Raw genomic sequence first — 24,530 nt, forward strand, 5'->3', positions numbered from 1 at the left:
AAGAGTTCGTTTGGTCAGACGGCTCTCTGGGATGGAGGAATGGGAATGGCCAACCAACAGCCGCTGTGGAGTCCTTCGCAGGAAGCCCGGCAGAAGACACCGCTTTTTCACTTTATCGGCTGGTGCGCTGAGCGCCACGGGAAGAGCTTCGCGGATTATGACGCCTTTTACGCCTGGTCGATTGCCGAGCGGGAGGCGTTCTGGTCCGCGATATGGGACTATTGCGGCGTTAAGGGCAAGCGTGGGGAGCGCTCGCTTGAGGATGGCGACGATATGCTCGCAGCCCGCTTTTTTCCCGACGCGACGCTGAATTTTGCCGAAAATCTCCTGACCGGCACCGGTGCGGCCGATGCTCTTGTCTTTCGCGGAGAGGACAAGGCGAGCGACTGCTGGTCCTGGGATAGGCTGCGTGCTGAAGTTTCCCGCCTGCAGCAGGCGTTCAGGGCTCTCGGTATCGAAAAAGGCGACCGGATTGCGGCCATGATGCCCAACATGCCGGAGACCGTGGCTTGCATGCTGGCGGCAGCCTCTATCGGCGCGATCTGGTCTTCCTGTTCTCCCGATTTCGGGGACCAGGGCGTCCTCGACCGCTTCGGCCAGATCGAACCCAAGCTCTTCATTACCTGCGACGGTTATTGGTATAACGGCAAACGTCAGGATGTCGCTGCCAAGGTGAAGGCGGTTTCCCAAGCGTTGAAGACACCGGTCTTGGTCGTTCCCTATGCGGGAGATGCTCCGGCGCTGGCCGCCTCGCTTTCCGACGGACGCATGCTCGCGGACTTTATTGCGCCTTTTCAGGCAAAGCCGGTTGAGTTCGAGCAGCTGCCCTTCGCGCATCCGCTCTATATCCTTTTCTCCTCCGGAACGACTGGTGTGCCGAAATGCATCGTTCATTCGGCAGGCGGCACGCTTCTGCAGCACTTGAAGGAGCACCGCCTTCACTGCAGCTTGGAGCCCGGTGAGAAGTTATTTTATTTCACCACCTGCGGCTGGATGATGTGGAACTGGCTGGTCTCCGGCCTTGCCGTCGGCGCAACGCTCTGCCTCTTCGACGGCTCGCCCTTCGCGCCGGACGGAAACGTTCTCTTCGACTATGCTCAGGAGGAGAAATTTGCCGTATTCGGGACCTCGGCAAAATACATCGATGCAGTCCGCAAAGGCGGCATCCTCCCGAAGCAGACCCACGATCTCCAGAGCTTGCGATTGATCACCTCGACCGGCTCACCGCTTTCGCCGGAAGGCTTTTCATTCGTTTACGAGGGCATCAAGAGTGAGGTGCATCTTGCATCCATTTCCGGCGGCACGGATATCGTGTCCTGTTTTGTACTTGGCAATCCGCTAAAGCCCGTTTGGCGGGGGGAAATCCAGGGACCCGGACTGGGTCTTGCGGTGGATGTATGGAATGACGACGGGAAACCGGTACGTGGGGAAAAGGGGGAGCTCGTTTGCACCAAGGCCTTCCCATCCATGCCGATCATGTTCTGGAACGATCCCGACGGCAGGAAATACCGGGCAGCGTATTTCGAGCGGTTCGAGAACATCTGGTGCCATGGCGATTTCGCCGAATGGACGGAACACGGCGGCATCATCATTCATGGCCGTTCCGATGCCACTCTCAATCCGGGCGGCGTGCGTATTGGCACGGCGGAAATCTACAATCAGGTCGAGCAGATGGAGGAGGTCGCGGAAGCGATCTGCATCGGCCAGGATTGGGAAGACGATGTGCGCGTCGTCCTCTTCGTGCGCCTGTCGGAAGGCCGACAGCTCGATGAAGATCTCGTCAAGGCGATCAAGAGCCGAATTCGCACCGGTGCCTCGCCGCGTCACGTGCCGGCAAAGGTCGTCCAGGTTGCCGATATTCCGCGCACAAAATCTGGCAAGATTGTTGAACTGGCGGTACGCGACGTGGTCCATGGCCGGCCGGTCAAGAACAAGGAAGCCCTCGCCAATCCGGAAGCGCTCGATCTTTTTGCCGGGTTGACCGAACTTGAGAACTGAAGACATACCATCGGAAGGTCCTGATGTGTATCATGACAACCCATCAGAAATGACGCTTCCCAAAAGGAGGCGCAGTTTACCGGCTGTTAAGTGGAAATGCTCAAGAGTGGAGCAATAGGGATTCATCCGGTGTATGAAGCCGGGTAGCCGCGAGCTTTCATAGACATGATGTCTCCGCCAACTTTCGTTGGACAGCATTTAAATTTAAAGGCAGCTTTGGCTGCCTTTCTTTTAGCCTTCAATGCATCTCAGGATTGCAATCATCCTCAGTGCAATCTGTTGAGCGAGCGCGACACCAACGCGACAGGCACCAGCCCGGCAAGAATGATGATGATTGCGGCGACGGAGGAATCCTCTATCCGGGCTCGCGAGGCGTCCTCGTAGACGAGCGTTGCCAAGGTGTTGAAATTGAACGGCCGAAGCAGGATGGTGGCCGATAGTTCCTTCATTGTCTCAATGAAGACAAAGAGGGCGGCTGTCAGGAGCGCGGGATGCATGTTGGGGAGCAGCACGGACCAGAGGGTCTGCCGGCGATTTCGGCCAAGAGCACGCGCGGCCATGTCGAGATGCGGCGAGAGTTTTTGAAAGCCGGCATCCAGATTGCCTTCAGCCATGGCCATGAAACGAACAGTGCAGGCATAAACGATAGCAAAGCCGGTACCGGAAAGCAGCAGGCCCGTCGAAATCCCAGCGCTCTCCCGCAGGATGCCGTCCAACGCGTTGTCGAAGGCGGCAAGCGGAACAAGCACGCCCATCGCAAGGACCGTGCCAGGTACCGCGTAACCGAGCGACGCGAGCCGGTTGGAGAATGCGACGAGCCCCGAGCGTTCGCTGCGTGCCGCGTAGGAAAGGACAAAGCCGAGAGCAACAGAGCAGAGAGCGGTCGCCGTGGAGACGGTAATGCTGTTCCACAGCGCGTCAAGCAGGCGAGGATCGGCAAAATCCTCGATCCGTGCCAGCGCAAAGCGGCCCTGCACCAGGAATGGGAGGCCGAAGCCAAAAGCAACAGGCAGGACGCAGAAGGCAGCTGCAAGCAAGCCTTTTGCTCCGCTCAGTCGCGGCCGCATTGCCGCATCGGCGAGCGTGGTCGTTCTGTTGCCGGAAAAGCGCTGCTGCCGGCGGGCTGCCCGTTCGACAAGAATCAGGATCGAGACGACCAGCAGCATCACGGCGGCGATCTGCGCGGCGCCGGAAAGACTGCCGCGGTTCAGCCAGGTGTCGTAGATCGAGAAGGTGAGAGTATTGACGCCGAGAAATTCCACCGCGCCGATATCGTTCAGCGTCTCCATCATGACGAGGGTCAGCCCGATCATGATTGCTGGCCGCGCCATGGGAATCTGCACCTGAAAGAACACTCGAAGAGGGCCGGCGCCGAGTGTACGGGCAACATCAGCAGCCGCGCGGCCCTGCATCATGAACATCGAACGACAGGCGAGATAAACATACGGATAGAGGACGGCAGAGAGCACCAGCACCGCCCCGCCGAGCGAACGAATGTCCGGCAACCAGTATTCGCGGGCAGTCTGGTAGCCGAAGATCTGCCGGTACCAGGTCTGCAGCGGACCGGTAAAGTCGAGGAACTCTCCGAAGGCGTACGCGGCAAGATAGGAGGGAATAGCAAGCGGCAGCACCAGTGCGGCCGAGAGAAGCCGGCGGAAAGGGAAGTCGAAACTTGCGACGAGCCAGGCGGTGAGCACGCCAAAAAACGCGGTTACCAGTCCGGTTAGAAAGAGAAGCCGCAGCGTGCGCCCGGTGGCGCGCGGTACGACATTGGCGATGATATGTTGCCAGGTGCCATCGTCGCCGGATATCGCAATCCATAATATGGCGAGGATCGGCCAGGCGATCACGGTGGCGACGCCCACCGCGGTCCAGGAAAGCGGTCGGCGCGGCTGCCGTGCTTTCTGCGCCGGCATGGCGGGTGTCGTCGAAACCTGCAAATTCTACTCCTCTTTCAAAGAGGAGTGCTAATCATTGGACAGTCAGTTCGCAAGCACTCGCGGCGAAGGGAAGGTAATTTCCACCAATGTACCTTCGTTTGGAGCCGATGTGATCGAGAAGGCTGCGCGATTTGCGTCTACCATCGCTTTGGTAAGCGGCAGGCCAAGACCGGTGCCGTCGCCTCGTTTACGGGTGCCGCCTGCGACCTGACGGAACGGCTTCATGGCGAGTTCGAGTTCCGGGCGCGTCATGCCGATGCCCGTATCACGAATGCGAAGCACCACGTTGCCATTGGCTTCATAGGCCGTCGACACGACGATCTGCCCGCCCGACGGCGTGAAGCGGATGGCATTCGACAGAATGTTGAGGACGATCTGCTTCACGGAGCGAAGATCGGCGACGACCTGCGGCACGGCATGCGAAAGCGCCGTGCGAATGATGACGCGTTGGCTGTTTGCCTGCGGCTGCACCAGGGACACAGCCTCAGATACTGTTTCGTTAAGGCCTACAGCGACGAAATCGAGTTCCATCTCGCCCGCCTCGATCTTCGAAATATCGAGCAGGTCGTTGACGATATCGAGCACATGTCGTCCGGAGCGACCGATATCGTTGGCATATTCGATATAGCGCGGATGTCCGATCGGCCCGAAACGCTCTGTCGCCATCATGTCCGCAAATCCGATGATGGCGTTCAGCGGTGTGCGGATCTCATGGCTCACATGTGCAAGGAACTCGCTCTTGTGGGCGTTCGCCGTCTCGGCGGCGCGTTTGGCCGTGCGCAGCTCTTCCTCTGTGCGTTTCCATTGGGTGATGTCGCGTATGACTGCGCAATAGCCATTGGACGAGGTGAGCTTGCCGATCGTCATGAAGAGCGGCAGGAACCCTCCGGAGGCTTCCCGCCCGATCACTTCGCGACCATCGTTCAGGACGCTGGCGACGCCGTGGCCGGAGAGACCGCCGAGGTAGTCGAGAATAGCGCGCTGGCTTTCATGGGCGAAGAGCGTCACGAAGGGTTTGCCGTTGATCTCTTCGTTGTCGTAGTTGAAAAGCCCGCTCGCGGCCCGGTTCAGGGAACGGATATCGCCTTCGGCGCCAATGATCACCACGCCGTCGGTTGCCGTCTCCAGAATAGCGCGCAGCTCCTCCACCTCGACCTGCAGCTTTGCGAGCTGATCGGCCGGACGACGGGGATGTAAGGGAATGACCTCGGCCGCCTCGGTGCCGTCGGATGCCGAGCTTTCGGTGACGACCGGCATGAGCGCCAGCATCAGGGCGGTCGAATCGCCCCAGCGGACCGATTGCAGCCGCGCTGTCACCGGAACCACAACGTCGTCCGAGCGCACGACGACCATACCGCCAGCTTCCGTCGTCTTGCCTTCGAGATCCTGGCGCTGCAGAAGCGCATCCAGGCCGCCGACTTCAACCAGTTCATCGAGCGCGGCATAGCCGGTCAGCCTCAGGAATTCCGGGTTGCCGTGGATCAAGTGGTCGCCGTTGTGAATAAGCAGCGCAACGGGCATCTGATCGACGATTTCCGCCGAAAGTCCGATCCGCTCTCGCACCGGCATCATCCGATTGAGAAGTTCACGGTCGGAAAGCTCCAGTCCGGGACCAATCGCCTCTTCCGTTCCGTCGGCGTCGACCGGTACTTCTTCCTCGGCAACAATGTTGCCCGTTTCACCGGTGATCGTGGCCACCTTGTCGGAAGCGTCCTCAGCCGCTTCAGCAGGTTGCTCTTCAACTCTGTCCGGAGTCTCGGTCAGACTTTCCGCCGAGGCACGGATGCCGCCTTCCTGGACAAGATCCCGTTGTTCCTTCTCTGAAAACGCCCCATCCTGAACGGGATCGATGGCGATGGGCGCAGTTTCGTTTGCCTCGGAAACAGGCGAGGGGGCGTCTGGTTCCGCGTTCTTTTGCTCGGCGTGGCGGTCGATGAAGCTGTCGAGCTGCCGTGCGATCTCCCGAAAGGCGGCCTGCTCCACGGGGGTCAGACGTTCGCGCCCGCTCGACCGGTGTTCCTCAAGCTGGATCACCTTGTCGGAATAGCGGCGGCCTGCATTTTCAACGATACGCAGCGCCGGCTTTTCGCCTTCGGGCCAGTCGAGCAGTGAGGGGACCTGTCTGCCGGTCAGCGATAACGGCTTTGGTTCACCGGCCGGCTGATCGTCCTCGGCGGCGATGGCTTCGGTCGCGGCAGGTTCCTCAGTCGCCTTCGTCTGCGTCATTTCATCGACGGTATCTTCCTCATCCGCGCCTGAAGCGTTCGCTACGCTCCCTTCCGGATGGGCTGACGGCTCATCGTCTTCCAACTCGAATGCGATGAACGGCGAGTCGGCTGGTAGGGATGTCGTATTTGTCGCGCCGGCCACATCCTCCGCTAGGGTAGGCGTGAGCGTCAGGCCGATGGCATTGGGATCTTCCGCCGCGTCGCCGATGCGGACGATGCCGAACCCTCGAAAGCCGTCGAATTCCCGGGTTCGGGTATAGGTGGGCAGAGCCGCGAGATCGACAGGCACAACGAGCGACGTGCCCTCGACCGGCCACCAGATCGTTTTGCCCGACCAGGTGTCGCGCTTATTGAGGAGCTCGGCAATCTTTCCATCCGGATCGAGACCGAAGAGAGCGGCCAAATCGCCAAAGCCCATGCCGTTGATGTTAGCGGCATTCGGGCCAACCGCATCGGCGAATTCACTGGAAACTTCGCTGAACCGGCCGGTGGCGTCGATCTTCCATACGAAGCGGATCGCGCGCCCGTCGCGGCGGAACACGAAGCCGGTGGGGTCTTGGGTTGAAGCTTCGCCGGCCGTTGCAACAGGCTCGGACCCGCCGCCCGCTATCGACTGAGCATCCGACCCAGCCGCCTCGTCCGTGGAAACGTCGTTTGTCTCTTCGGCAGGCACGTCCTCGTCTTGGCCAAAACCATCAGGGACTTGCGCCTCAAGCGAGATTTCTTCCTCCAGTTCCTCGGCATCCTCGATTTCGGAGACGGCGGTGATCACATCTTCGAAACCGGCGCCAGGCACGGCCTCGACGGTGAAATCCTCATCCTCTTCGCGGACGTCGGAACCAAATGCCCCGTCCGCATCTGCTTCCGTCGCATGGACCGTTGCCATCTGGCTGGCGGACTTTAGACCATCGTCAGCGGCAGTCCGGTCTTGCACGGTTTCGACGGTAAACAGAAGATTGAGTGCAGGCTCCTCGGAAAGCCGGCCGATGGCCGCCGGGAGATAGCCCTTGGCCGTCGGGATCGGCCGCTTGACCAGCCGACTGGGGTCATTGCCGGCCGTGACAGACAGCATTTTTGCTGTCTGATTGGAAATTCCGAGGTCCGCAAATTTGGCGGAAGCGGCAAGCACCTCGCCGTTCTCGTCAAGCACCGCCATGTGCGTATCCGGATCGTCGAAACCTTCGATCATTCGCGCGGCACGGGCTGAAAGGGAAAGGCGAGATTTTTCAACGGGTGCGCTGAACAATACTGCCGCTTTCCCTTGGATCCGAATGAGCTCGCACGCAGCCTGGATAGGCACACGCTGGAATCCGGAGGCTATGCGGATCATGAGATGGCGAACGTCGCCCGCCGCACCGAGCTGGCGCGCCGCCGCTTCTATTTGGCGGAAGACGATGTCATTGCGGTTCGGCCCCTGGTCGAGAAAGTCATAGATGGACTCAAAACCAAAAAGATCGGCGCCGCGGCCATTGCACCACAACGGATCCATTGTGTCCTGAGAAAACAGGATGATCGCTTCACCCGCCGCAAAACGGTCGCGCACATGCTCGTGTACGGCAATGTCGATGAACGGATATTGGACTGCGGACATAGGCGAAACCTGCAGAGTCGTTTAACCGCATTTCTACGGGATTTAACGGATTATTAATATCTCCCCCCCGCCTGCGGGTCGAGAGCGGTTGCCCTCAAACCGCTAACAGGGTTAATTCCGAAATTTTTATTGTGCGGTGCACAATATATTGCAATGCACAATAAGATGGGTTATATAAGAGGCATCACATCTTCGGTTCTGCCGAAGAAAACGCCAACGAGGACCAGAAACGATGGCATACAAGACCGACGACATCTTTTCCTTCACCGCTTTCGACCCGGCCAAGCTGACCGAGAGCTTCCGCGAATTTGCCGAAAAGGGCGCCACTCAGTCGCGTGACGCTTATGCTAAGATGAAAACCGCCGCTGAGGAAGCCACCAAGACGGTGGAGACCACTTTGCAGTCGGCTCAGGCAGGGTCTGTAGAGCTCGGCCTGAAGGCTATCGACGCGCTGCGTACGAATGCCGACATGTCCCTTTCCCACATGGAAGCGCTGCTCGGCGTGAAGTCCGTATCGGAGCTTTTCGAGCTGCAGACCGCCTTCATCCGCAAGCAGGCCGAAATCACGGTTGAACAGGCGAAGTCCATGCAGGACGCAGCCCGCAAGCTTGCCGAAAATGTCTCGCAGCCGGGCAAGGTTGCAGCTGAAAAGGTCATGGCGACCTTTAAGGCCGCCTGATTTCTACGCGGCGATTTCAAGAAGAGGGCCGGAGCAGGTTTCGGCCCTCTTCTATTTGAAGAAGGGACTTGCAAAACAAGTCTGATCGCCGTATGTGACCCGAAATGCCGCTTTGAGCGGTTTTTGTGCGGTTGTAGCTCAGTTGGTTAGAGCGCAGGTTTGTGGCACCTGAGGTCGTAGGTTCGATTCCCACCAACCGTACCACTTTCATTCAAGGCAAACTGATCGACGGGGCTTGTCTCCGCCTGGAACAGTCTCTCTAAGTCTTATTTCTGCTGGCCTGTAAACGCCAAACCGACACGTTCTTCGGACATTCGACGGTTTCCGGATACCTCGGCCCTTGTCTGGCCCGGAAACGAACACAATCTTGTGCACTGCATTATCAGGCCTTGTCACAATCGCTGACATGCCTATGTTTGCGGCAGCGAGTGCCCAAAATTTTGGACACTTGCGTCTTGGGCTTTGGCCCCCTTCACCTGTTCGCCCTGCGCGGCAGGCCTTTTTAGAAGGAGTCATGAGGATGACAATTTCCATCAATAATTTCGCATCTGCGAACGGAACTACGCTTTCTCCGCAGCACATCGCCTCTGCAGTTGCCGAAGCCCGACGGGCGATGGGCTATAGTATTGACGAACTTGCCGTCACGACCGGCCTCGTCAGTGACGAGATTCTCCGTGTTGAAAGTGGCATGGACGCAGATCCGGCAAAGTTGAAACGCATTGCCGCAGCCCTGCAGGTTCCGATTTCGACCTTCTTGCTTACCTGATGTTCAGGCGTCCGGCCGCTTCGGCGGCCGGTCCTCCTTCTTCCATCCGTATAGGGTCGATTTCCTGCCTACACGAAGATGTGTCGCTCCTCATCGATCAGTTCCCTCAGAAAGTCGACGACGGTGCGCAGACGTATCAGGTCGCGCGTGGTTTCATGATAGGTGGTCCAATAGGAGCGCCGGATGACGATTTCCGGTAGCACGCGCTTCAGTTCGCAGGATTGGCGCGCTACGTAATCATGCAGGATGCCGATGCCGGCGCCCGAACGAACCGCTTCCGTCTGCCCGATCGCGCTCGATATCTCGAAACTTGCATCCCAATCGCGCATCACTTCGCCCGTGAAATTGAGCGAGGGGGAAAAGATCAGGTCTTCGACATAACCGATGCGGGGATGTGCTCTCAATGCCTCGACGGTTTCTGGAGTTCCGGCCTGGTCGAGATAACTTTTAGAGGCATAAAGCCCCAACGTGTAGTCGGTAAGTTTTGACGAGACGAGCCGGCCCTGTTCCGGTCGCTCGATCGTAATGGCGATATCGGCCTCCCGCTGGGATAATGAAAAGGAGCGCGGCACCGGTACGAGTTGCAGTTTCAGGTCCGGATGTCGGCGGGTCAACCGCCCGAGCCGGGATGCCAGGAACGAGACCCCGAAACCGTCGGGCGCACCGATCCGCACCGTTCCCGCAACCGCGGTGTCTATCCGTCCCGTACTCGCCTGCGCTGCAAGCATTTCCGTTTCCATGCGTTCGGCGGCGTGGAAAAAGATCTCGCCTTCTACGGTCAACTCGCAACCATTGGTGCGGCGGATCAGCAGCCGGGTCCGCAGGTCCTCTTCGAGCGCGGTCACCCGCCGCCCCAGTGTGGCATGGTTGATGCCGAGCCGCCGGGAGGCAGCAAGGATTTGCCCAGTCCGCGCCACGGCTAGGAAAAGGCGCACATCATCCCAATTCATCCAGCGCTCCGATGTCGATTTTTGCACAACAGATGCGTAAACTACGGCGTTGCCTTGTGCAATTCTGCGCGTATCCTTCGCCTATACAGATAAGTCGTTCAGAAACAGTAGGGGGAGCATCCCATGCGTGAGATCGGGCATTTCATAGGCGGAGAGCACGTCGCTGGCACCAGTGGCCGGACTGCGGGCGTTTTCAACCCGGCGACCGGCGAGGTCCAGGCGAAGGTTTCTCTCGCCAGCGTTTCGGAAATTCGCGCAGCCGTCGAGAATGCGAAGGCAGCGCAGCCGAAATGGGCGGCGACCAATCCACAGCGTCGCGCCCGCGTCTTCTTCAAATTCGTGGAGCTGCTGAACAAGCACATGGACGAGCTTGCCGAACTGCTCTCCCAGGAACATGGCAAGACGGTTGAAGACTCCAAGGGCGATATCGTGCGCGGTCTTGAAGTCTGCGAATTCGTCTGCGGCATTCCGCATCTGCAGAAGGGGGAATTCACCGAAGGCGCCGGCCCCGCGATCGACATGTACTCGATGCGCCAGCCCGTCGGTATCGGCGCCGGCATCACGCCGTTCAACTTTCCGGCCATGATCCCGATGTGGATGTTCGCCCCGGCGATTGCCTGCGGCAATGCTTTCATTCTGAAACCGTCCGAACGCGACCCCTCGGTGCCGCTGCGGCTTGCCGAACTGATGATCGAGGCAGGCCTTCCTGCCGGCATCCTCAACGTCGTCAACGGTGACAAGGCGGCCGTCGACGCAATCCTGACTGACCCGGATATCGGCGCCGTTACCTTTGTGGGCTCTACGCCAATCGCGCGTTACGTCTATGGAACGGCGGCGATGAACGGCAAGCGCGCCCAGTGCTTCGGCGGCGCCAAGAATCACATGATCATCATGCCGGACGCCGACATGGACCAGGCGGTCAATGCGCTGATGGGTGCGGGTTATGGTTCGGCCGGCGAGCGCTGCATGGCGATTTCCGTTGCCGTGCCAGTTGGCGAGGAAACGGCCAACCTTCTGGTCGAGAAACTGGCGCCCAAGATCGAGTCGCTGCGTATCGGCCCTTATACCGACGACAAGGCGGACATGGGTCCGGTCGTCACCAAGGAGGCGCATGCCCGCATCAATGGTCTGATTGACCGCGGAGTCGAAGAAGGTGCCAAGCTCGTCGTGGATGGCCGCGGCTTCAAGCTGCAGGGCTATGAGAACGGCTATTTCGTGGGCGGCACGTTGTTCGACCATGTGACGCCGGAGATGGATATCTACAAGACGGAGATATTCGGGCCGGTTCTGTCGGTCGTTCGCGCCAAGAACTACGAGGACGCGCTTTCCCTTCCGATGAAGCACGAATATGGCAACGGCGTCGCCATCTACACCCGCGATGGCGATGCTGCCCGCGATTTTGCCAGCCGCGTGAATATCGGCATGATCGGCATCAATGTTCCCATTCCGGTTCCGCTCGCCTACCACTCTTTCGGCGGCTGGAAGGCGTCGAGCTTCGGAGACCTCAATCAGCACGGGACGGACTCGATCAAATTCTGGACCAAGACCAAGACGATCACCGCGCGCTGGCCCTCCGGCATCAAGGACGGCGCCGAATTTGTCATGCCGACGATGAAATAGGCGAAAAGTCAGCTTCAAACATAGAACGGGCCTCTTCGGAGGCCCGTTTCCGTTGATGTGAATTGGTGCCCTTACCTGTAGTTGAAATGACAACCTTTGACCTTAAGATGCTCCCGGATTCGGTCAACCGAATCTGAAGGGTTCAATGGGGGACATTGTTTCATGGAATTTCAGGCAAAACCTCCGGTCGAGGCGGGAAAATTTGAGCGCGCTTCCTTCACCGGCAATGCCAGCGAATATTTCGGCATCTGGATCGTCAACATCCTGCTGACAATCATTACCTTGGGCATCTATTCCGCCTGGGCCAAAGTCCGACGTAAGCGCTATTTCAATGGCAATACAGTTATTCTTGGCCGGGCCTTCGAATATCACGCGACCGGCAAGCAGATTTTTATCGGACGCCTGATCGTCTTTGCCTTCCTGATCGTGGTCAACCTGCTTTCCGCCATCAACCCGCTTTTCTCTATTGTCACGACCGTTCTGATCCTCCTCGCCTTGCCTTGGCTGATCATGCGCGGCTTGCGCTTCAATGCCCGCGTGACGAGCTATCGCAACGTGCGTTTTGATTTCGCGGGTTCGGCAGGTGGTGCCTTCGTGGCGGTTATCCTCGGCAGCATCGTGGCCTTCGTTTCCCTTGGCATTCTGGCTCCGTTGGCAAGCCGCTGGGTCTGGCGCTATGTTTTCAACAATTTCCGCTATGGCGATCGGCCGTTTTCGACGGATCCCTCCCTGGGGTCGCTCTATCGCGTCTGGATCCTGCCGGCGCTGATGTTCCTCTTTGGAGCGTTTGTGTCTACGGCCATAATCATATCCATCGCGGTCGCTTCGGGGACGCTCACCGGTGGGGACGGCGTATCGAGCGAGGAGACTGTCGGGATGTTTGCCTTCGCGGCGTTCCCGGTCGTTGTCCTTGCCTTTCTTCTTTACGGCCTTGCCGGCCTCTTTTATCGCGCAGGCGTGCGCAATGTGGCCTGGTCGGCAGCGAAACTGGATGACCGTCACGAACTGCTGAGCGATCTTTCCCGGTGGCGTTTTGCCTGGATTGCAATTTCCAACGTTGTCGTCACGATCTTTACGCTCGGGCTGATGAGGCCCTGGGCCGCGGTGCGTATGGCGAGGTATGTCAACGAGCACACAGCCATCCGCATCCACGGAGATCCAGGCCAGGTCATGTCTTCGATCGAGGCGGCAGGTGCGGCGATTAGCGCCGAGTACATGGACATGGAAGGGTTTGATTTTGGCTTCTGATCCCGCCGTCATAGCCAAAGGCGAATGGCATCCCGCCAATTCGAGCCACGCGACGCCCTCCGTCCTGCGGGTGGAGAATGGTCGACTGGTTGCCGAAGGGGAGGGGGCGGTTCTTGCAGTGGCGGTTCCGGAGCGAGTGGAGATCAGCCCGAGAGTGGGAACGATTCCGCGGCGCTTGACCTTTCCGGACGGCTCGGTGCTGGAAACGCGTGAAAACGATGCCATCGACGCCTATCTTCGTTCTCAACGGGGTGCGCGCAGCGGGTTTGTTCATCGGCTGGAGGAGTTTCACCCGCGCCTGATCGCCATCACCATCGCAGTCGTGGTCCTGGCTGCCTCCATCTATCGGTTCGCTTTGCCGGCACTTGTGGAAGTCGCGATCCTCGTAACCCCGCCTTTCGTGCCGGAGATGATCGGTTCGGGTACGCTCTCCTCCCTCGACCGAACTGTCCTCAAGCCCTCGCAATTGCCGGAAGCGGAGCGGCAGGCGATCTCCGAAGGGTTCGGAAAACTTGCCGCGCATTCGGAAGGCGGCAAAAAGGCCTATACGCTGAATTTCCGCGATGGCGGGGTGATCGGTCCCAACGCCTTCGCCCTTCCCGACGGCAATCTCATTCTCACCGACGATCTGGTGAAACTGGTCGGGGACGATCGCGAGATGATCCTTGGCGTCCTTGGTCACGAGATTGCCCATGTGGAAGGAGAGCATAGTCTTCGCCAGCTTTATCGCGTTGCCGGTGTTGCGGCGCTTGTCATGCTGATCGCCGGGGACGTCGGATCCGGCGTCGAGGACATCCTCACCCAGGGAGGCGCCCTGGTTGCGCTGTCCTATTCACGCTCGGCCGAAGCCGAAGCCGACCGCCGATCGGTAGAACTCATGAATGTTGCCGGTTACGATCCGGCGGCGCTCGCCCGCTTCTTTGCGCTTCTGGAGGAAAAACTCGGCGATCACGGCGACACGAGCATGTTGTCGAGCCATCCTGGCACACCGCAGCGCCAGCAGGACATCCGCAAATATTCGCAAGAGCTAAAAAGTCGGTCTGGCGCAAGGTAGCCGTGTTTCATGGCTGACTGTTGACGTCTGTGAAGACTGATCTAATTTAGCTCGCGGAGTAGGAGTGGGAGTTCATGGTATACGAGTGGGATGCAAGGCGCGCGCGCCGCGCATATTTGGCCAAGATGGGCATCAGTTTGCTTGTGATCCTGGCGGCACTGGCAGTACCTGCTTGGTTCGCCGTTTCGATGGCAAGCTAAATTCCAGGATCGCTCATTCCGTCGAACCGCCGCCGATGCGGAAAAACGCCCTCATCGTGCGGGAGATCGACATGTAAGCCGGAGGCTGCCGCCCGATCGCGATATAGCCGGATTCCGTCAGCGAAAAGAGCCGTTCGGATCTGCCCTCGCGATGGACGATATACTGCATGTTCAGCGCCCGATTTAAAGCGGGTGCCATGTCGCTCGTCCAGGCAACCTGCGAGGCCGGCACGCGCGAAGCGCCCGCTTCATAGAGAATCATCAGGACAATGTGCAGGTCGCGCGACAGCATGGAATATTCTGTCACGGAACGCGAAGCCTGACCAGCGGGTCTCCGGGCGCATTATCTCCATAATGCCAAAAGCCGGCGTCGCAGCCGGCTTTTGTTTTGTTGTGGGCCACCAGGGCGAGATCCGGTTTAACTCAGCTCTCGGGACCTTCGTTGAAGGCGACCTTGTCGACCAGTTCGGAAGCCTTCTTGCGGTTGGCGGCGATGTCGGCAAGCGAGAGCGTGTCCGGCTTGATCGGCCCGAATGCTTTGACGATGTCGGAAGGTTCGGCGCCCGGCATGACCGGATATTCGAACACCTGCTCGGCATAGATCTTCTGGGCGTCACTGGAAGCCAGGAATTCCATCAGCTTCACGGCGTTGGCCTTGTTCGGGGCGTTCTTGGCAAGCGCCATGCCGGAAATGTTGACATGCGTGCCGCGATCGGCAGCGTTCGGGAAGATGATCTTGATCGCCTCCGCCCACTTCTTCTGCTCCGGCTCCTTCTCGTTCGTCTGCATGAGGCCGACATAGTAGGTATTGCCAAGCGCGATATCGCATTCACCGGCGAGAATTGCCTTTGCCTGGTCGCGGTCGCCGCCGCTGGGCTTGTGAGCGAGGTTGTTCTTCAACGCTTTTAGCCATGTTTCCGTATAGGCTTCGCCATGAACTGCGACCATCGAGGCGAACAGGCCGATATTGTAGGAGTGCTGGCCGTCTCGAATGCAGATCTTGCCTTTCCATTTCGGATCGGCCAGTCCCTCATAGGTGATTGCCGTATCGGTGACGCGCTCCTTCGAAGCATAGACCACGCGGCCGCGCGTCGTTAGCCCGAACCATTCTCCGGCGGGATCGCGAAGATTGGCGGGAATATCCTTGCTGATGGTTGGGTTGTCCCCAACGGGCTGGGTCACGCCGCCTTCCTTGGCCTCCATCAAGCGGGCGATATCGACCGTCATGATCACGTCCGCCGGCGAGTTGGCGCCTTCGGCACGGATGCGCTCGACAAGCCCTTTGTCGAGGAAGAGTACATTGGTCTTGATGCCGGTTTCCTTGGTGAACTCGTCGAGCAGCGGCTTGATCAATTCCGGCTGACGATATGAGTATATGTTCACCTCACCATCGGCCCATGCCGTCGAGGCCGTCGTAAGCATAGAGGCACCTAGAAGTGCAATGAGCCGAAGCGGGCTGCGGATAGGCATGAAAAGTCCTCCTGGGTTGTTTGTTGACGCCAACATTCATGTTCTCAATCCCGCGTCAATGGCGGAGTTTAAGGTCGGACAGAAAACTTGATCACAATTTTCTTATTTTGGAATTGTTCAAAACTAGCGAAGCCTCTATATAAGTATGTACGAGTCTTGGGAGACCAGCATGCGTTTGACCAAACAGACGAACTACGCAGTACGAATGCTGATGTATTGCGCTGCCAATGAGGGCCGTTTGAGCCGCATCCCCGAAATCGCTCGGGCTTACGGAGTTTCCGAACTTTTCCTGTTCAAGATCCTGCAGCCGCTCAACAAGGCTGGTTTGGTCGAAACAGTGCGCGGCCGTAACGGCGGTGTGAGGCTTGGCCGCAGCGCTGACCGCATCACGCTCTTTGATGTCGTCAAGGTAACGGAAGACAGTTTCGCGATGGCTGAGTGTTTTGAAGACGGCGTCGCCGAATGCCCGCTCGTCGATAGCTGCGGTCTGAATTCGGCGCTTCGCAAGGCACTCAATGCTTTCTTCGATGTGCTTGCCGATTACACGATCGACGATCTGGTGAAGGCTCGCCCGCAGATCAACTTCCTGCTCGGTATCGACACGCATATGCCGAAAATCGTAGCGCCGGCTGCCTGAATCCGATTGCCTACGCTTTCAGGGGCGCCGTCCGCAGCGACGGCGCCTTTTGATTTTTGTCATGTCTGATGGTTGACCTTCCCTGCATTTGCAATAGAAGGACGATAGGCGTTTTCGGCTTTGGAGCCATTCTTCCTGTGGCGCCTTCAGGACCAAGCCATGCCTTTTCTGGAACTGCGCGCTTACGCGCTGACTGCGCTGCTCGGAACCGCCGGCGCCGCAGCAGCCATCGTCGTCGGACTTCCCGCCCCTTACCTGATCGGCCCCGCCGTTGTTATCACCGTTGCCGGACTGTTTGGATTGACGCTCCGCGTACCGATCCAGCTTCGCAATATTTGCTTCGTCGTCGTGGGCGTTTCGATGGGAACAAGCGTGACGCCGGATGTGGTCGTGGCGGCGCGCACCTGGCCGCTTAGCTTCGGCATGGTTCCAATTTCAGTTGTCCTTTTGCTTTATGCCAGCTGCTGGATGCTGCAGCGGATATTTCGCTATGACCGGACCACCGCGCTTTTGGCCTCGTCCCCCGGCCATCTGAGTTACGTTCTCAGCCTTGCCGCGGAAACGCGAGGCGATCTGCGCACCGTCAGTATTGCCCAAAGCGTGCGGGTATTGGCGCTTACCATCACCACTCCGCTTATCGTCGAGGTTTTCGGCTTGGCAGCGACGGAGCCGGCAGTGCCGGTAGTGGCGATGAGCATGCCGGTCCTCCTCGCGACGCTCGGGGTGTCGATCGTCGTTGGCCTGCTTTTCCTGCGCTGGCAGTTTCCCGCCGCGCTCCTTCTCGGCGGTGTTGCGGTCTCGATTGGCACGCATGTAACCGGCGTGGTTGCAGGCGGCGTCCCCAATTGGTTACTCATTCCGACCTATGTCATTCTCGGATCGATGATTGGCACCCGTTTTAGTGGCGTGTCGCTCGGTGCGATCCGCACGGCGTTTATCGCAGGGGCCGTGGTGACGGTCTTGGTGATGGCATTGGCCGCGGCGATTGCTTTTGGTGTCTCCCATGTGACCGGAATCCCGCTTGCGGCGGCGTTGATAGCTTTTGCGCCCGGCGGCCTCGAGACCATGGCGGCAATGGCTGTCATGCTGCACGCCGATCCAACCTATGTCGGTGCTCATCATGTGTTGCGGCTGATGGTTCTTTCCGTACTGATGCCATTGGTCCTCGGCAAAGATGCACGCCGGCGCTGAGCAAGCTTGTGAAACCCATGTTTGAACAGATATTGCGATAGACAATCGGGAAAGGAAACATCGACGTGAGCATTGACATGCATCAACAGTCTCCTCGAGCAATCATCGTCATGGGGGTCAGCGGGGCGGGCAAGACCTCGGTCGCACAACTGCTTGCCCAACGGCTCGGCTGCGCCTTTGTCGAGGGGGACCGCCTGCATCCTGACGCGAATGTAGAGAAGATGGCGAAAGGCATTCCGCTGACCGACGAGGACCGTTGGCCATGGCTGGATCTCGTCGGAGGCGAACTGGCTGCGGCTCGGGCGCGCGGCGAAAGCGTCGTGGTGACCTGCTCGGCACTGAAAAAGGTCTATCGCGAACGTTTGCGTGAGGCGAGCGGCGGATCGCTCAATTTCGTTTTCCTTGCCGGCGCGGTGGACGTGCTGGAAAAGCGAATGGGCGAGAGAAAGGGACACTTCATGCCGGTTTCCTTGTTGCACAGCCAGCTTGCGACCTTGGAGAGTCCGGTGAACGAGGAAGGTGTCGTCACCGTGGATATCGATGCCAGCCTGGAAACGATCGTGGACGGAGCTGTGACGGCGCTCGTTGAGCAGTGGCGGTAAGCAAATGCCCAAGAGCTCGTTATCTGATGGCCATCTTGCGTTTTTCGGCGAAGTTTCGGTAAAGTATTGTAAAAAAATCTAATTAGCTTGATCCGGATATCTCCACCCATCGTATAAAACGACAAGATTTATGTAGGTGCATTCGGGCGCGTCGAAACCAGCGCCGCCAGATGCACCGCGAGGGGAGACGGTTCGCGAATGCCAGATTCGACGCAAGGGCCAGGGCGGGGCACCCTTCGCCGGATACCGAAACAGGAAAGAAGCCGCGAGCGTATCGACGAAATCTTGAAGGTATCCATGGAACTGATCGGCCGGAAAGGCATCGATGCGGTAACCATGAAAGAGATTGCGGCGCTCTCCGGTGGTCCGATCGCCTCGGTTTATCAGTACTTCCCGAATAAGTCCGCAATCATCGCGATGCTTTATGAGAAGTATGCGGAAGAGGTTCTCGGTTTCGTCAACGAATGCGTTGCGGACCTGCAGACCGAACAGGATGCATTCGGCGCTATCGACAAGCTGATCGACCTCTATTACGCGAACGTCAGAAACAACCCGCCGGTCCAGGATCTGATCAACGCGATCCAGGCCGACAAGGCGCTTGCGGATATGGATATCGCAGAGTCGCGCGTGCATAGTCGGATTTTTGCGGATGCGACAGGAGCGTTCGTCCCGGACAACCTGCGGGAGCGGTATGTCCGCCTGGTGTTTATGATGTTTCACCTTGCTGCCAGCGCCGTGCGCCTGGCACTGCTGGTTCCAGAGCAGGAGGCGGAAGGCATAATCGAGAATTTCAAGGCTTCGGCAAAAATCCAGCTCGGGCAGTTCATGAAAGGAAACTATCCGAGTTTCTGAGATCGCGGCCTTACAATCCGAGCCTGTCCCTCAACCCGTACCACCATGCACCAAGAACGGTCAGCGGCACCCGAAAAGTCTTGCCACCGGGGAATGGCAGGTTCGGCAACGAAGCCCAGACATCGAAGCGTTCGGCATGCCCCGCGACGGCCTCACCGAGAATCTTTCCGAGCAGATGCGTGGTCGTCACGCCATGGCCGCTGTCACCATGGGAAAAGTAGACCTTGTCGGAAAGCCGGCCCATATGCGGAATGCGCGTTAACGTCAGCGCGAAATTGCCGCTCCATGCATAATCGATGTGGACGTCTTTCAACTGTGGGAATGTCTTCAGCATGTTCGGGCGGATTATTCCCGTCAGATCCTTCGGATCGTGTCCGCCATAGCCGATGCCGCCGCCATAGAGCAACCGGTTGTCGGAGGTACGGCGATAATAGTCGAGGATATAATTGGCATCCTCGACGCAATAATTGGACGGCAGCAGGCTCTCGATGAGCGCCTGATCGAGGGGCTCCGTCGTCATGACCTGGCTGGAGACCGGCATCATCCGGCCGTGAATTTCAGGCAGCAGTGGCGCAAGATAAGCATTACCGCAGACGAGGACGTAGGACGCCTTTACGGAGCCTTTGGCCGTACGGACCACGGGCCTTTCGCCAAGCTCCAGGCCGACGACACGCGAACCTTCGAAGATGCGCCCTCCGAGGTTTTCCACGGCGGCAGCCTCTCCGAGTACGAGATTGAGCGGATGTATATGGCCTCCAAGCATGTCGATCATGCCGCCGGCATAGCGGTCCGTCTTCACGTATTTCCCTATATCCCGTTTGGCGACCATCTCCAGCCCGGTGTGCCCGTGCCTTTCCCAATGGTTCTTCTGAGCCTCCATCTCGCGGATCTGTTTATCCGTAAAGGCGGCAAAAAAACCGCCATGGACGAGATCGCAATCGATCGCATATCTGGCGACGCGCGCCCGGATGATCTCGCCTCCTTCGAGCGACATCTTTCCAAGTTCTACGGCTTTCTCCCGGCCATATCGCCCGGCAATCGTTTCAAGATCGCGGCTGTAGCCATTGACGATCTGGCCGCCATTTCGTCCGGATGCTCCGAAGCCGATGCGCTCGGCTTCCAGCACGACGACAGAGTAGCCGCGTTCGGCAAGCTCCAGTGCCGCAGAAATACCCGTGAAGCCCGCGCCGATCACGCAAACATCCGCCGAGGTTTCGCCATCGAGGGCAGGGCGGACCTTTTTATCCTTGGCGGACGCGGCGTACCAGGAATTAACGTGGCGTGGGTTGTCGCTTGCTCTTAAAACCATCTCACACCGTCCGGATGTAGGCATCGTATTCGACGTCGGTCACCCGCGTGGCAAACTCCGCAAGTTCCTGCTGTTTGCAGGCCGTGTAGAGCGCGCGGTATTTCGGCCCGAGCGTCGCATAGGCAAATGTAGACCGGGCGAATTGTTGCAGCGCATAGTCCCAGTTGGTTGGAAGCGGCTCATGGCTGACGGCGTGGTCGTCACCGGTGATTGCTCCGCCCGGGTTACGCTTCTCCTTGATGCCCGAGAGCGCTGCGTTAAGGATCATCGCCAGCACCAGATATGGATTGCTGTCGGCGCCTGCGACGCGGTGTTCGATGCGGGTGGCGGGCTTCGAGGCGGTGATGACACGCACCGCCGCCGAGCGGTTGTCGAAACCCCATGAGGCATAGGTAGGAGCATGTTCGCTCGGCCGAAGGCGGCGATAGGAATTGGCATGCGGCGCAAAGACCCCCATGCTCTCGCCCATATTCTCAAGAAGCCCGCCGACGGAGTGGAAAAGCATTTCCGAGGGCCCGTCTTCGCCGGCATACACATTGCGTCCGGCTTCGTCGACCAGCGAAAAGTGCACATGCATGCCGCTGCCGGCCTGGCTGCCATAGGGTTTGGCCATGAAGGTCGCGTCAAGGTCGTTGGCGCGTGCGACACCCTTCACGATACGCTTCAGGAGTACGGCATAGTCGGCGGCCTTCAGGGCGTCCGGCACGTGGTTGAGATTGATCTCGTACTGACCCGGCCCGTTTTCGCGCAGCGTGGTGTCGGCGGGAATACCCTGTGCGCGCGCCGCGCTGGCGATCCCGTGAAAGACATCTTCGAAATCCTGCAGTTCGGAGATCGACAGCACCTGTGTCTGGCCCGTGTGCCATCGCCCCTCGCGCGAATTCGGTGGGCGGACGGGGTCGAGCGCCGAGCGCACCGGGTCGATCAGGTAGAATTCAAGCTCCGTCGCCACGACCGGCGTCAGGCCAAGCTTTGAAAATCCTGCGACGACATTGGCAAGCACCTGGCGCGGATCGGCATAAAATCCGGCGCCATCGGTGTCTCGCATACCAAGCAATACCTGCGCAGTCGGACGATTAAGCCAGGTGACCCGGGACAGCGTTCCGGGAATGGGGAGGCAGATGCCATCCGGATCGCCGGTGCCTTCCGCAAGGCCTGCGGCGTTGACGTCGCGGCCCCAGACGTCGAGGGCATAGACAGAGCGTGGCATGGCCATGCCCTTGGCAAGCACGTCCAATGCGCGCTCCCTCGGGATCCACTTTCCCCGCGGCACGCCGTTTACATCGATGACGAAGGCTTCGAGAACCTCGATATCGGGATTGCCCTCGAAGAAGATCTGCGCGGAACTGATATCATCCATGGAACACCAGATAGCCCAGTCTCTCCATTTGAGCTAGGCGTTGAAGCGTTCGGGGCCGTAGGCGGAGATATCGATGAGCGTCTTCTGCCCGGTAATGGCTTCGGCGATCACTTGGCCCGTTACCGGTCCAAGCGTCAGGCCATGATGCGCGTGCCCGAAGGCGAACCAAAGGCCATCATGGCGCGGCGCCTTGCCGAGCACCGGCATCATGTCCGGCGTGCACGGACGTGCGCCCATCCACGGCTCCTTGTCGAGCCGCTCGCTGAGGGGGAAGATCGTCCGGGCGACGGCTTCCGCCCGCTCCAATTGCACCGGAGTCTTCGGTGCGTCCCGGCGGGCAAATTCCGCGCCGGTGGTCAGCCGGATGCCCTGGTTCATAGGGGCGAGGAAATAACCGCGCTCAGCGTCCATGGTCCAGCCGTTGAGCTTCGCGTTCCCCGTCGTCCCATAATGCATATGGTAGCCGCGCTTGACGCCGACCAGGAAATTGTAGCCGAGCGGTTTTGTTACCGTATCCGACCAGGGCCCCAGGGCAACAACCACGTCCTTGGCCTCTACGATCCCGTCACCGGCGACCACCTGCCAGCCCGTCCTGGTCTGCGACAGGCTCTTTGCATCGCCTTTCAAAACACGGCCGCCCAGCTTTTCGAAGAGAGCGATATAGGCGCGTGTAAGGGCCAATGGATCCCTGACCGACCACGGATCCTCCCATTTCAGGCCGCCGACGAAATCATTGGAGAGATGTGGTTCCTGAGCGGCGAGGTCGGCAGGCGTCAATCTCTTGAAAGAGACGCCGTATTCGCCGGCCAGGCGTTCGGCTTCCCTGAACTCTGCGTCCTGTTTGGCATTGCTGCGGAAAACCTCGGTCCAGCCGTCTTTGGCAATCAGGGCCTCGGCGCCGGCTTCCTCGATCAGTTCGTTGTGGGTCGAGATCGAATGTTCGATCAGCGGCGCATAGGCGCGCGCAATGAGCTGATGACGGGTCAAGTTGGAATGCCACCAGTATTTCGCCAGGAATGAGGTGACCGAAGGAATTGCCCGCCAGTGATAATGAGCGTCGATGCGATTATTTAGTGCATAGCGCAGGATCAGGCCGAATTGCTGCGGAAAGCCGTAAGGCACCACGCCTTCGCGCTGGATCAGACCGGCATTGCCATAGGAGGTTTCCATGCCCGGTTCTTTCCGGTCGACGAGTACTACCGATTTGCCCCGCCGGGCCAGTTGCAGCGCTGTCGAAACGCCGATGATGCCGGCTCCGAGCACGATCGCATCCGCTGTCATGATCTGATTTCCATTCCCATTTCTTTATAGTTCGAAGTTTCGAACATGCCGCCCAGGATGCTGCGGCGCAAATGAAAAATGAAGCTGTGCGCAGGGATTTTTGTCGCGGCATGCAGTGAAGTGAGAGGAGCCTGGTCAAATAAATTTCAAGCAATGTCACATCGGCAAATCCTGTCTCGTCATGGTGCTGTAACCAACAGAAGGAAACGAACCATGAGTGCCAAACTTGATCCTTTCACTGCCGCTCCCTCGCTGATGAAGAAGTGGATGGGCCTTTCTGTCGACGTTGACTCGAGCCTTGAGTGGAACGTCATCGAACTCGTGAAGATCCGCGCATCGCAGATCAACGGCTGCGCCAACTGCATAAACATGCACACGGCGGAAGCGCGGGCTAAGGGCGAAACCGAGCAGCGCATCTATCTGTTGTCCGCCTGGCGCGAAGCTCCTTGCTATTCCGATCGCGAACGCGCCGCGCTAGGTTGGACCGAAGCCTTGACCCGATTGTCGGAAGGCCACACGCATGAAAGCGCGCGAGAAGCCCTCAAGGCCCAGTTCACGGAGGAGGAACAGGTGAAGCTTACACTGATGATCAATGTCATCAACGGCTGGAATCGTCTCGCCGTCGGCTTCGGCCTCTGGGCCGGTCCGGCAGCCGCGAAGACTGCCCAGGCGGCGGCATGATGACCGGCTTCCACCAGGAAGACGCAGCGGCGAGTTTCGATCCGCTGCGTCCGAAGCTCCTGCGCGTCGCCTATCGCATGCTCGGATCGGTAACCGACGCAGAAGATATGGTGCAGGAGGCCTTTATCCGCTGGATGAAGGCCGACCGCAAAACGGTGCTGGAGCCGGAAGCGTTCCTCCGCCGCACAGTGACACGGCTCTGCCTCGATCAATTGAAGTCGGCGCGGCGCCAGCGCGAAACCTATGTCGGTCCCTGGCTTCCCGACCCCGTGGTGGAAGAGGAAGAACAGGAGGACGTCACCTTGCCGCTGATGCTTGCACTGGAACGCTTGTCGCCCCTCGAGCGGGCGGCTTTCCTGCTGCACGACGTCTTTGGACTGGGATTTGAGGAAGTCGCCACGACCATCGAACGCGACTCAGCCGCCTGCCGTCAGCTCGCTGCCCGGGCGCGCACCCACGTTCGCGAGGCGAGAACCCGCTTTCAGGTGGACAAGCAGCGCGGCGTAGAGCTCGCTGAAGCCTTCTACGCGGCATCGCGCAGCGGCGATATGAAGGCGCTTGGTGCGATGCTGGCGGCCGATGTCAGTATCCATGCGGATGGCGGCGGAAAACGTCCTGCGGCCATGGAGCCGATCTTCGGCTTCGAAGCCGTCATGAAAGTGCACGTCTATCTTGCAGGCGAATTTCAGAAAAACGGCTCGCAGTTCGTCCGTGCCGGTTTCGTCAACGGATTGCCTGGTTTTGTCACACTCGAAGCGGATGGCGAACTTCAGACGACTGCACTCGACATCGAAGACGGAAAAATCATGGCCATCTATGTGGTGCGGAACCCCGACAAGCTGAGGCATCTGCATTAGCGATCCCATGCGGCGG

At 59.0% G+C, this 24,530-nt stretch carries 20 protein-coding genes and 1 tRNA gene; 13 read left to right on the forward strand and 8 right to left on the reverse strand.

Annotation, left to right across the window (positions count from 1 at the left end):
• The first annotated feature begins 45 nt into the window (after positions 1–45).
• A complete protein-coding gene (locus EDE09_RS02105) occupies positions 46–1,998 on the forward strand; it encodes an acetoacetate--CoA ligase (protein ID WP_112797200.1) in 1,953 nt (650 codons plus the stop codon).
• A gap of 266 nt (positions 1,999–2,264) precedes the next feature.
• Here the strand turns inward: EDE09_RS02105 and EDE09_RS02110 are convergent, their stop codons facing one another.
• Both EDE09_RS02110 and EDE09_RS02115 read right to left on the reverse strand, forming a co-directional pair.
• Entirely contained in the window at positions 2,265–3,914 is a 1,650-nt protein-coding gene (locus EDE09_RS02110) for an iron ABC transporter permease (RefSeq protein ID WP_132408906.1), read from the reverse strand.
• Between the two features lie 66 nt (positions 3,915–3,980).
• Positions 3,981–7,757, reverse strand: coding sequence for an ATP-binding protein (locus EDE09_RS02115; RefSeq protein WP_132408605.1), 3,777 nt, complete (start codon positions 7,755–7,757; stop codon positions 3,981–3,983).
• A gap of 232 nt (positions 7,758–7,989) precedes the next feature.
• Here EDE09_RS02115 and EDE09_RS02120 point away from each other — a divergent pair, with 232 nt between their 5' ends.
• The 3 genes from EDE09_RS02120 to EDE09_RS02130 all read left to right on the forward strand — a co-directional run bounded on the left by EDE09_RS02120 (position 7,990) and on the right by EDE09_RS02130 (position 9,202).
• A complete protein-coding gene (locus EDE09_RS02120; protein WP_105374628.1) occupies positions 7,990–8,436 on the forward strand; it encodes a phasin in 447 nt (148 codons plus the stop codon).
• Positions 8,437–8,563: 127 nt separating this feature from the next.
• Positions 8,564–8,640, forward strand: a tRNA-His gene (locus EDE09_RS02125).
• A gap of 316 nt (positions 8,641–8,956) precedes the next feature.
• On the forward strand, positions 8,957–9,202 hold the full coding sequence (locus EDE09_RS02130) for a helix-turn-helix transcriptional regulator (protein WP_105374627.1): 246 nt from the start codon (positions 8,957–8,959) through the stop codon (positions 9,200–9,202).
• A gap of 68 nt (positions 9,203–9,270) precedes the next feature.
• On the opposite strand, the gene EDE09_RS02135 is transcribed toward EDE09_RS02130, so the two are convergent.
• A complete protein-coding gene (locus tag EDE09_RS02135; protein WP_132408607.1) occupies positions 9,271–10,152 on the reverse strand; it encodes a LysR family transcriptional regulator in 882 nt (293 codons plus the stop codon).
• 123 nt (positions 10,153–10,275) lie between these two features.
• Between EDE09_RS02135 and EDE09_RS02140 the strand changes: the two genes are divergently transcribed.
• The 3 genes from EDE09_RS02140 (at position 10,276) to EDE09_RS02150 (ending at position 14,074) form a co-directional block, all read left to right on the forward strand.
• Positions 10,276–11,772 (forward strand): CoA-acylating methylmalonate-semialdehyde dehydrogenase, encoded by a 1,497-nt coding sequence (locus tag EDE09_RS02140; protein ID WP_105374625.1) that lies wholly within the window; start codon positions 10,276–10,278, stop codon positions 11,770–11,772.
• Between the two features lie 162 nt (positions 11,773–11,934).
• On the forward strand, positions 11,935–13,020 hold the full coding sequence (locus tag EDE09_RS02145; protein ID WP_132408609.1) for a YjgN family protein: 1,086 nt from the start codon (positions 11,935–11,937) through the stop codon (positions 13,018–13,020).
• The gene (locus EDE09_RS02150) at positions 13,010–14,074 is read left to right on the forward strand and encodes a M48 family metallopeptidase (RefSeq protein WP_132408611.1); all 1,065 of its coding nucleotides are present in this window, start codon (positions 13,010–13,012) and stop codon (positions 14,072–14,074) included. The genes EDE09_RS02145 and EDE09_RS02150 overlap by 11 nt, the downstream gene beginning before the upstream one ends.
• Before the next feature lie 213 nt (positions 14,075–14,287).
• On the opposite strand, the gene EDE09_RS02155 is transcribed toward EDE09_RS02150, so the two are convergent.
• Together EDE09_RS02155 and EDE09_RS02160 are read right to left on the reverse strand one after the other, a co-directional pair.
• Complete coding sequence (locus tag EDE09_RS02155; RefSeq protein WP_105374622.1) at positions 14,288–14,581, reverse strand: hypothetical protein; 294 nt, start codon at positions 14,579–14,581, stop codon at positions 14,288–14,290.
• A gap of 116 nt (positions 14,582–14,697) precedes the next feature.
• Complete coding sequence (locus EDE09_RS02160) at positions 14,698–15,696, reverse strand: Fe(3+) ABC transporter substrate-binding protein (protein ID WP_245423013.1); 999 nt, start codon at positions 15,694–15,696, stop codon at positions 14,698–14,700.
• Between the two features lie 217 nt (positions 15,697–15,913).
• On the opposite strand from EDE09_RS02160, the gene rirA reads away from it, so the two are divergent.
• From rirA to EDE09_RS02180, 4 genes are all read left to right on the forward strand, one after another.
• Entirely contained in the window at positions 15,914–16,381 is a 468-nt protein-coding gene (gene rirA, locus EDE09_RS02165; protein ID WP_105374620.1) for an iron-responsive transcriptional regulator RirA, read from the forward strand.
• Positions 16,382–16,540: 159 nt separating this feature from the next.
• A complete protein-coding gene (locus EDE09_RS02170) occupies positions 16,541–17,572 on the forward strand; it encodes an AbrB family transcriptional regulator (RefSeq protein ID WP_132408613.1) in 1,032 nt (343 codons plus the stop codon).
• 77 nt (positions 17,573–17,649) lie between these two features.
• Positions 17,650–18,174, forward strand: a complete 525-nt coding sequence (locus EDE09_RS02175; protein WP_105374618.1) for a gluconokinase — start codon at positions 17,650–17,652, stop codon at positions 18,172–18,174.
• 198 nt (positions 18,175–18,372) lie between these two features.
• Positions 18,373–19,026 (forward strand): TetR/AcrR family transcriptional regulator, encoded by a 654-nt coding sequence (locus EDE09_RS02180; RefSeq protein ID WP_105374617.1) that lies wholly within the window; start codon positions 18,373–18,375, stop codon positions 19,024–19,026.
• 10 nt (positions 19,027–19,036) lie between these two features.
• Here the strand turns inward: EDE09_RS02180 and EDE09_RS02185 are convergent, their stop codons facing one another.
• Genes EDE09_RS02185 through EDE09_RS02195 form a run of 3 tightly spaced genes read right to left on the reverse strand, consistent with a single transcriptional unit; the run spans position 19,037 to position 22,976 of the window.
• Positions 19,037–20,335 carry an FAD-binding oxidoreductase gene (locus EDE09_RS02185; protein ID WP_165924094.1) on the reverse strand — a complete coding sequence of 433 codons (1,299 nt, stop codon included), beginning with the start codon at positions 20,333–20,335 and terminating at the stop codon, positions 19,037–19,039.
• Position 20,336: 1 nt separating this feature from the next.
• Positions 20,337–21,695 (reverse strand): glutamine synthetase family protein, encoded by a 1,359-nt coding sequence (locus tag EDE09_RS02190; protein WP_132408615.1) that lies wholly within the window; start codon positions 21,693–21,695, stop codon positions 20,337–20,339.
• Between the two features lie 33 nt (positions 21,696–21,728).
• Positions 21,729–22,976, reverse strand: coding sequence for an FAD-binding oxidoreductase (locus tag EDE09_RS02195; protein ID WP_132408617.1), 1,248 nt, complete (start codon positions 22,974–22,976; stop codon positions 21,729–21,731).
• 213 nt (positions 22,977–23,189) lie between these two features.
• Here EDE09_RS02195 and EDE09_RS02200 point away from each other — a divergent pair, with 213 nt between their 5' ends.
• Entirely contained in the window at positions 23,190–23,657 is a 468-nt protein-coding gene (locus EDE09_RS02200; protein WP_132408619.1) for a carboxymuconolactone decarboxylase family protein, read from the forward strand.
• Positions 23,657–24,514: a sigma-70 family RNA polymerase sigma factor gene (locus EDE09_RS02205; protein ID WP_132408908.1), complete on the forward strand. Its 858-nt coding sequence runs from the start codon at positions 23,657–23,659 to the stop codon at positions 24,512–24,514. Before EDE09_RS02200 ends, EDE09_RS02205 begins: the two co-directional genes overlap by 1 nt.
• The last annotated feature ends 16 nt before the right edge of the window (positions 24,515–24,530 follow it).

Origin of the sequence: Neorhizobium sp. S3-V5DH (assembly GCF_004343065.1) — a bacterium.
GTDB classification, from domain to species: Bacteria; Pseudomonadota; Alphaproteobacteria; order Rhizobiales; family Rhizobiaceae; genus Neorhizobium; species Neorhizobium huautlense.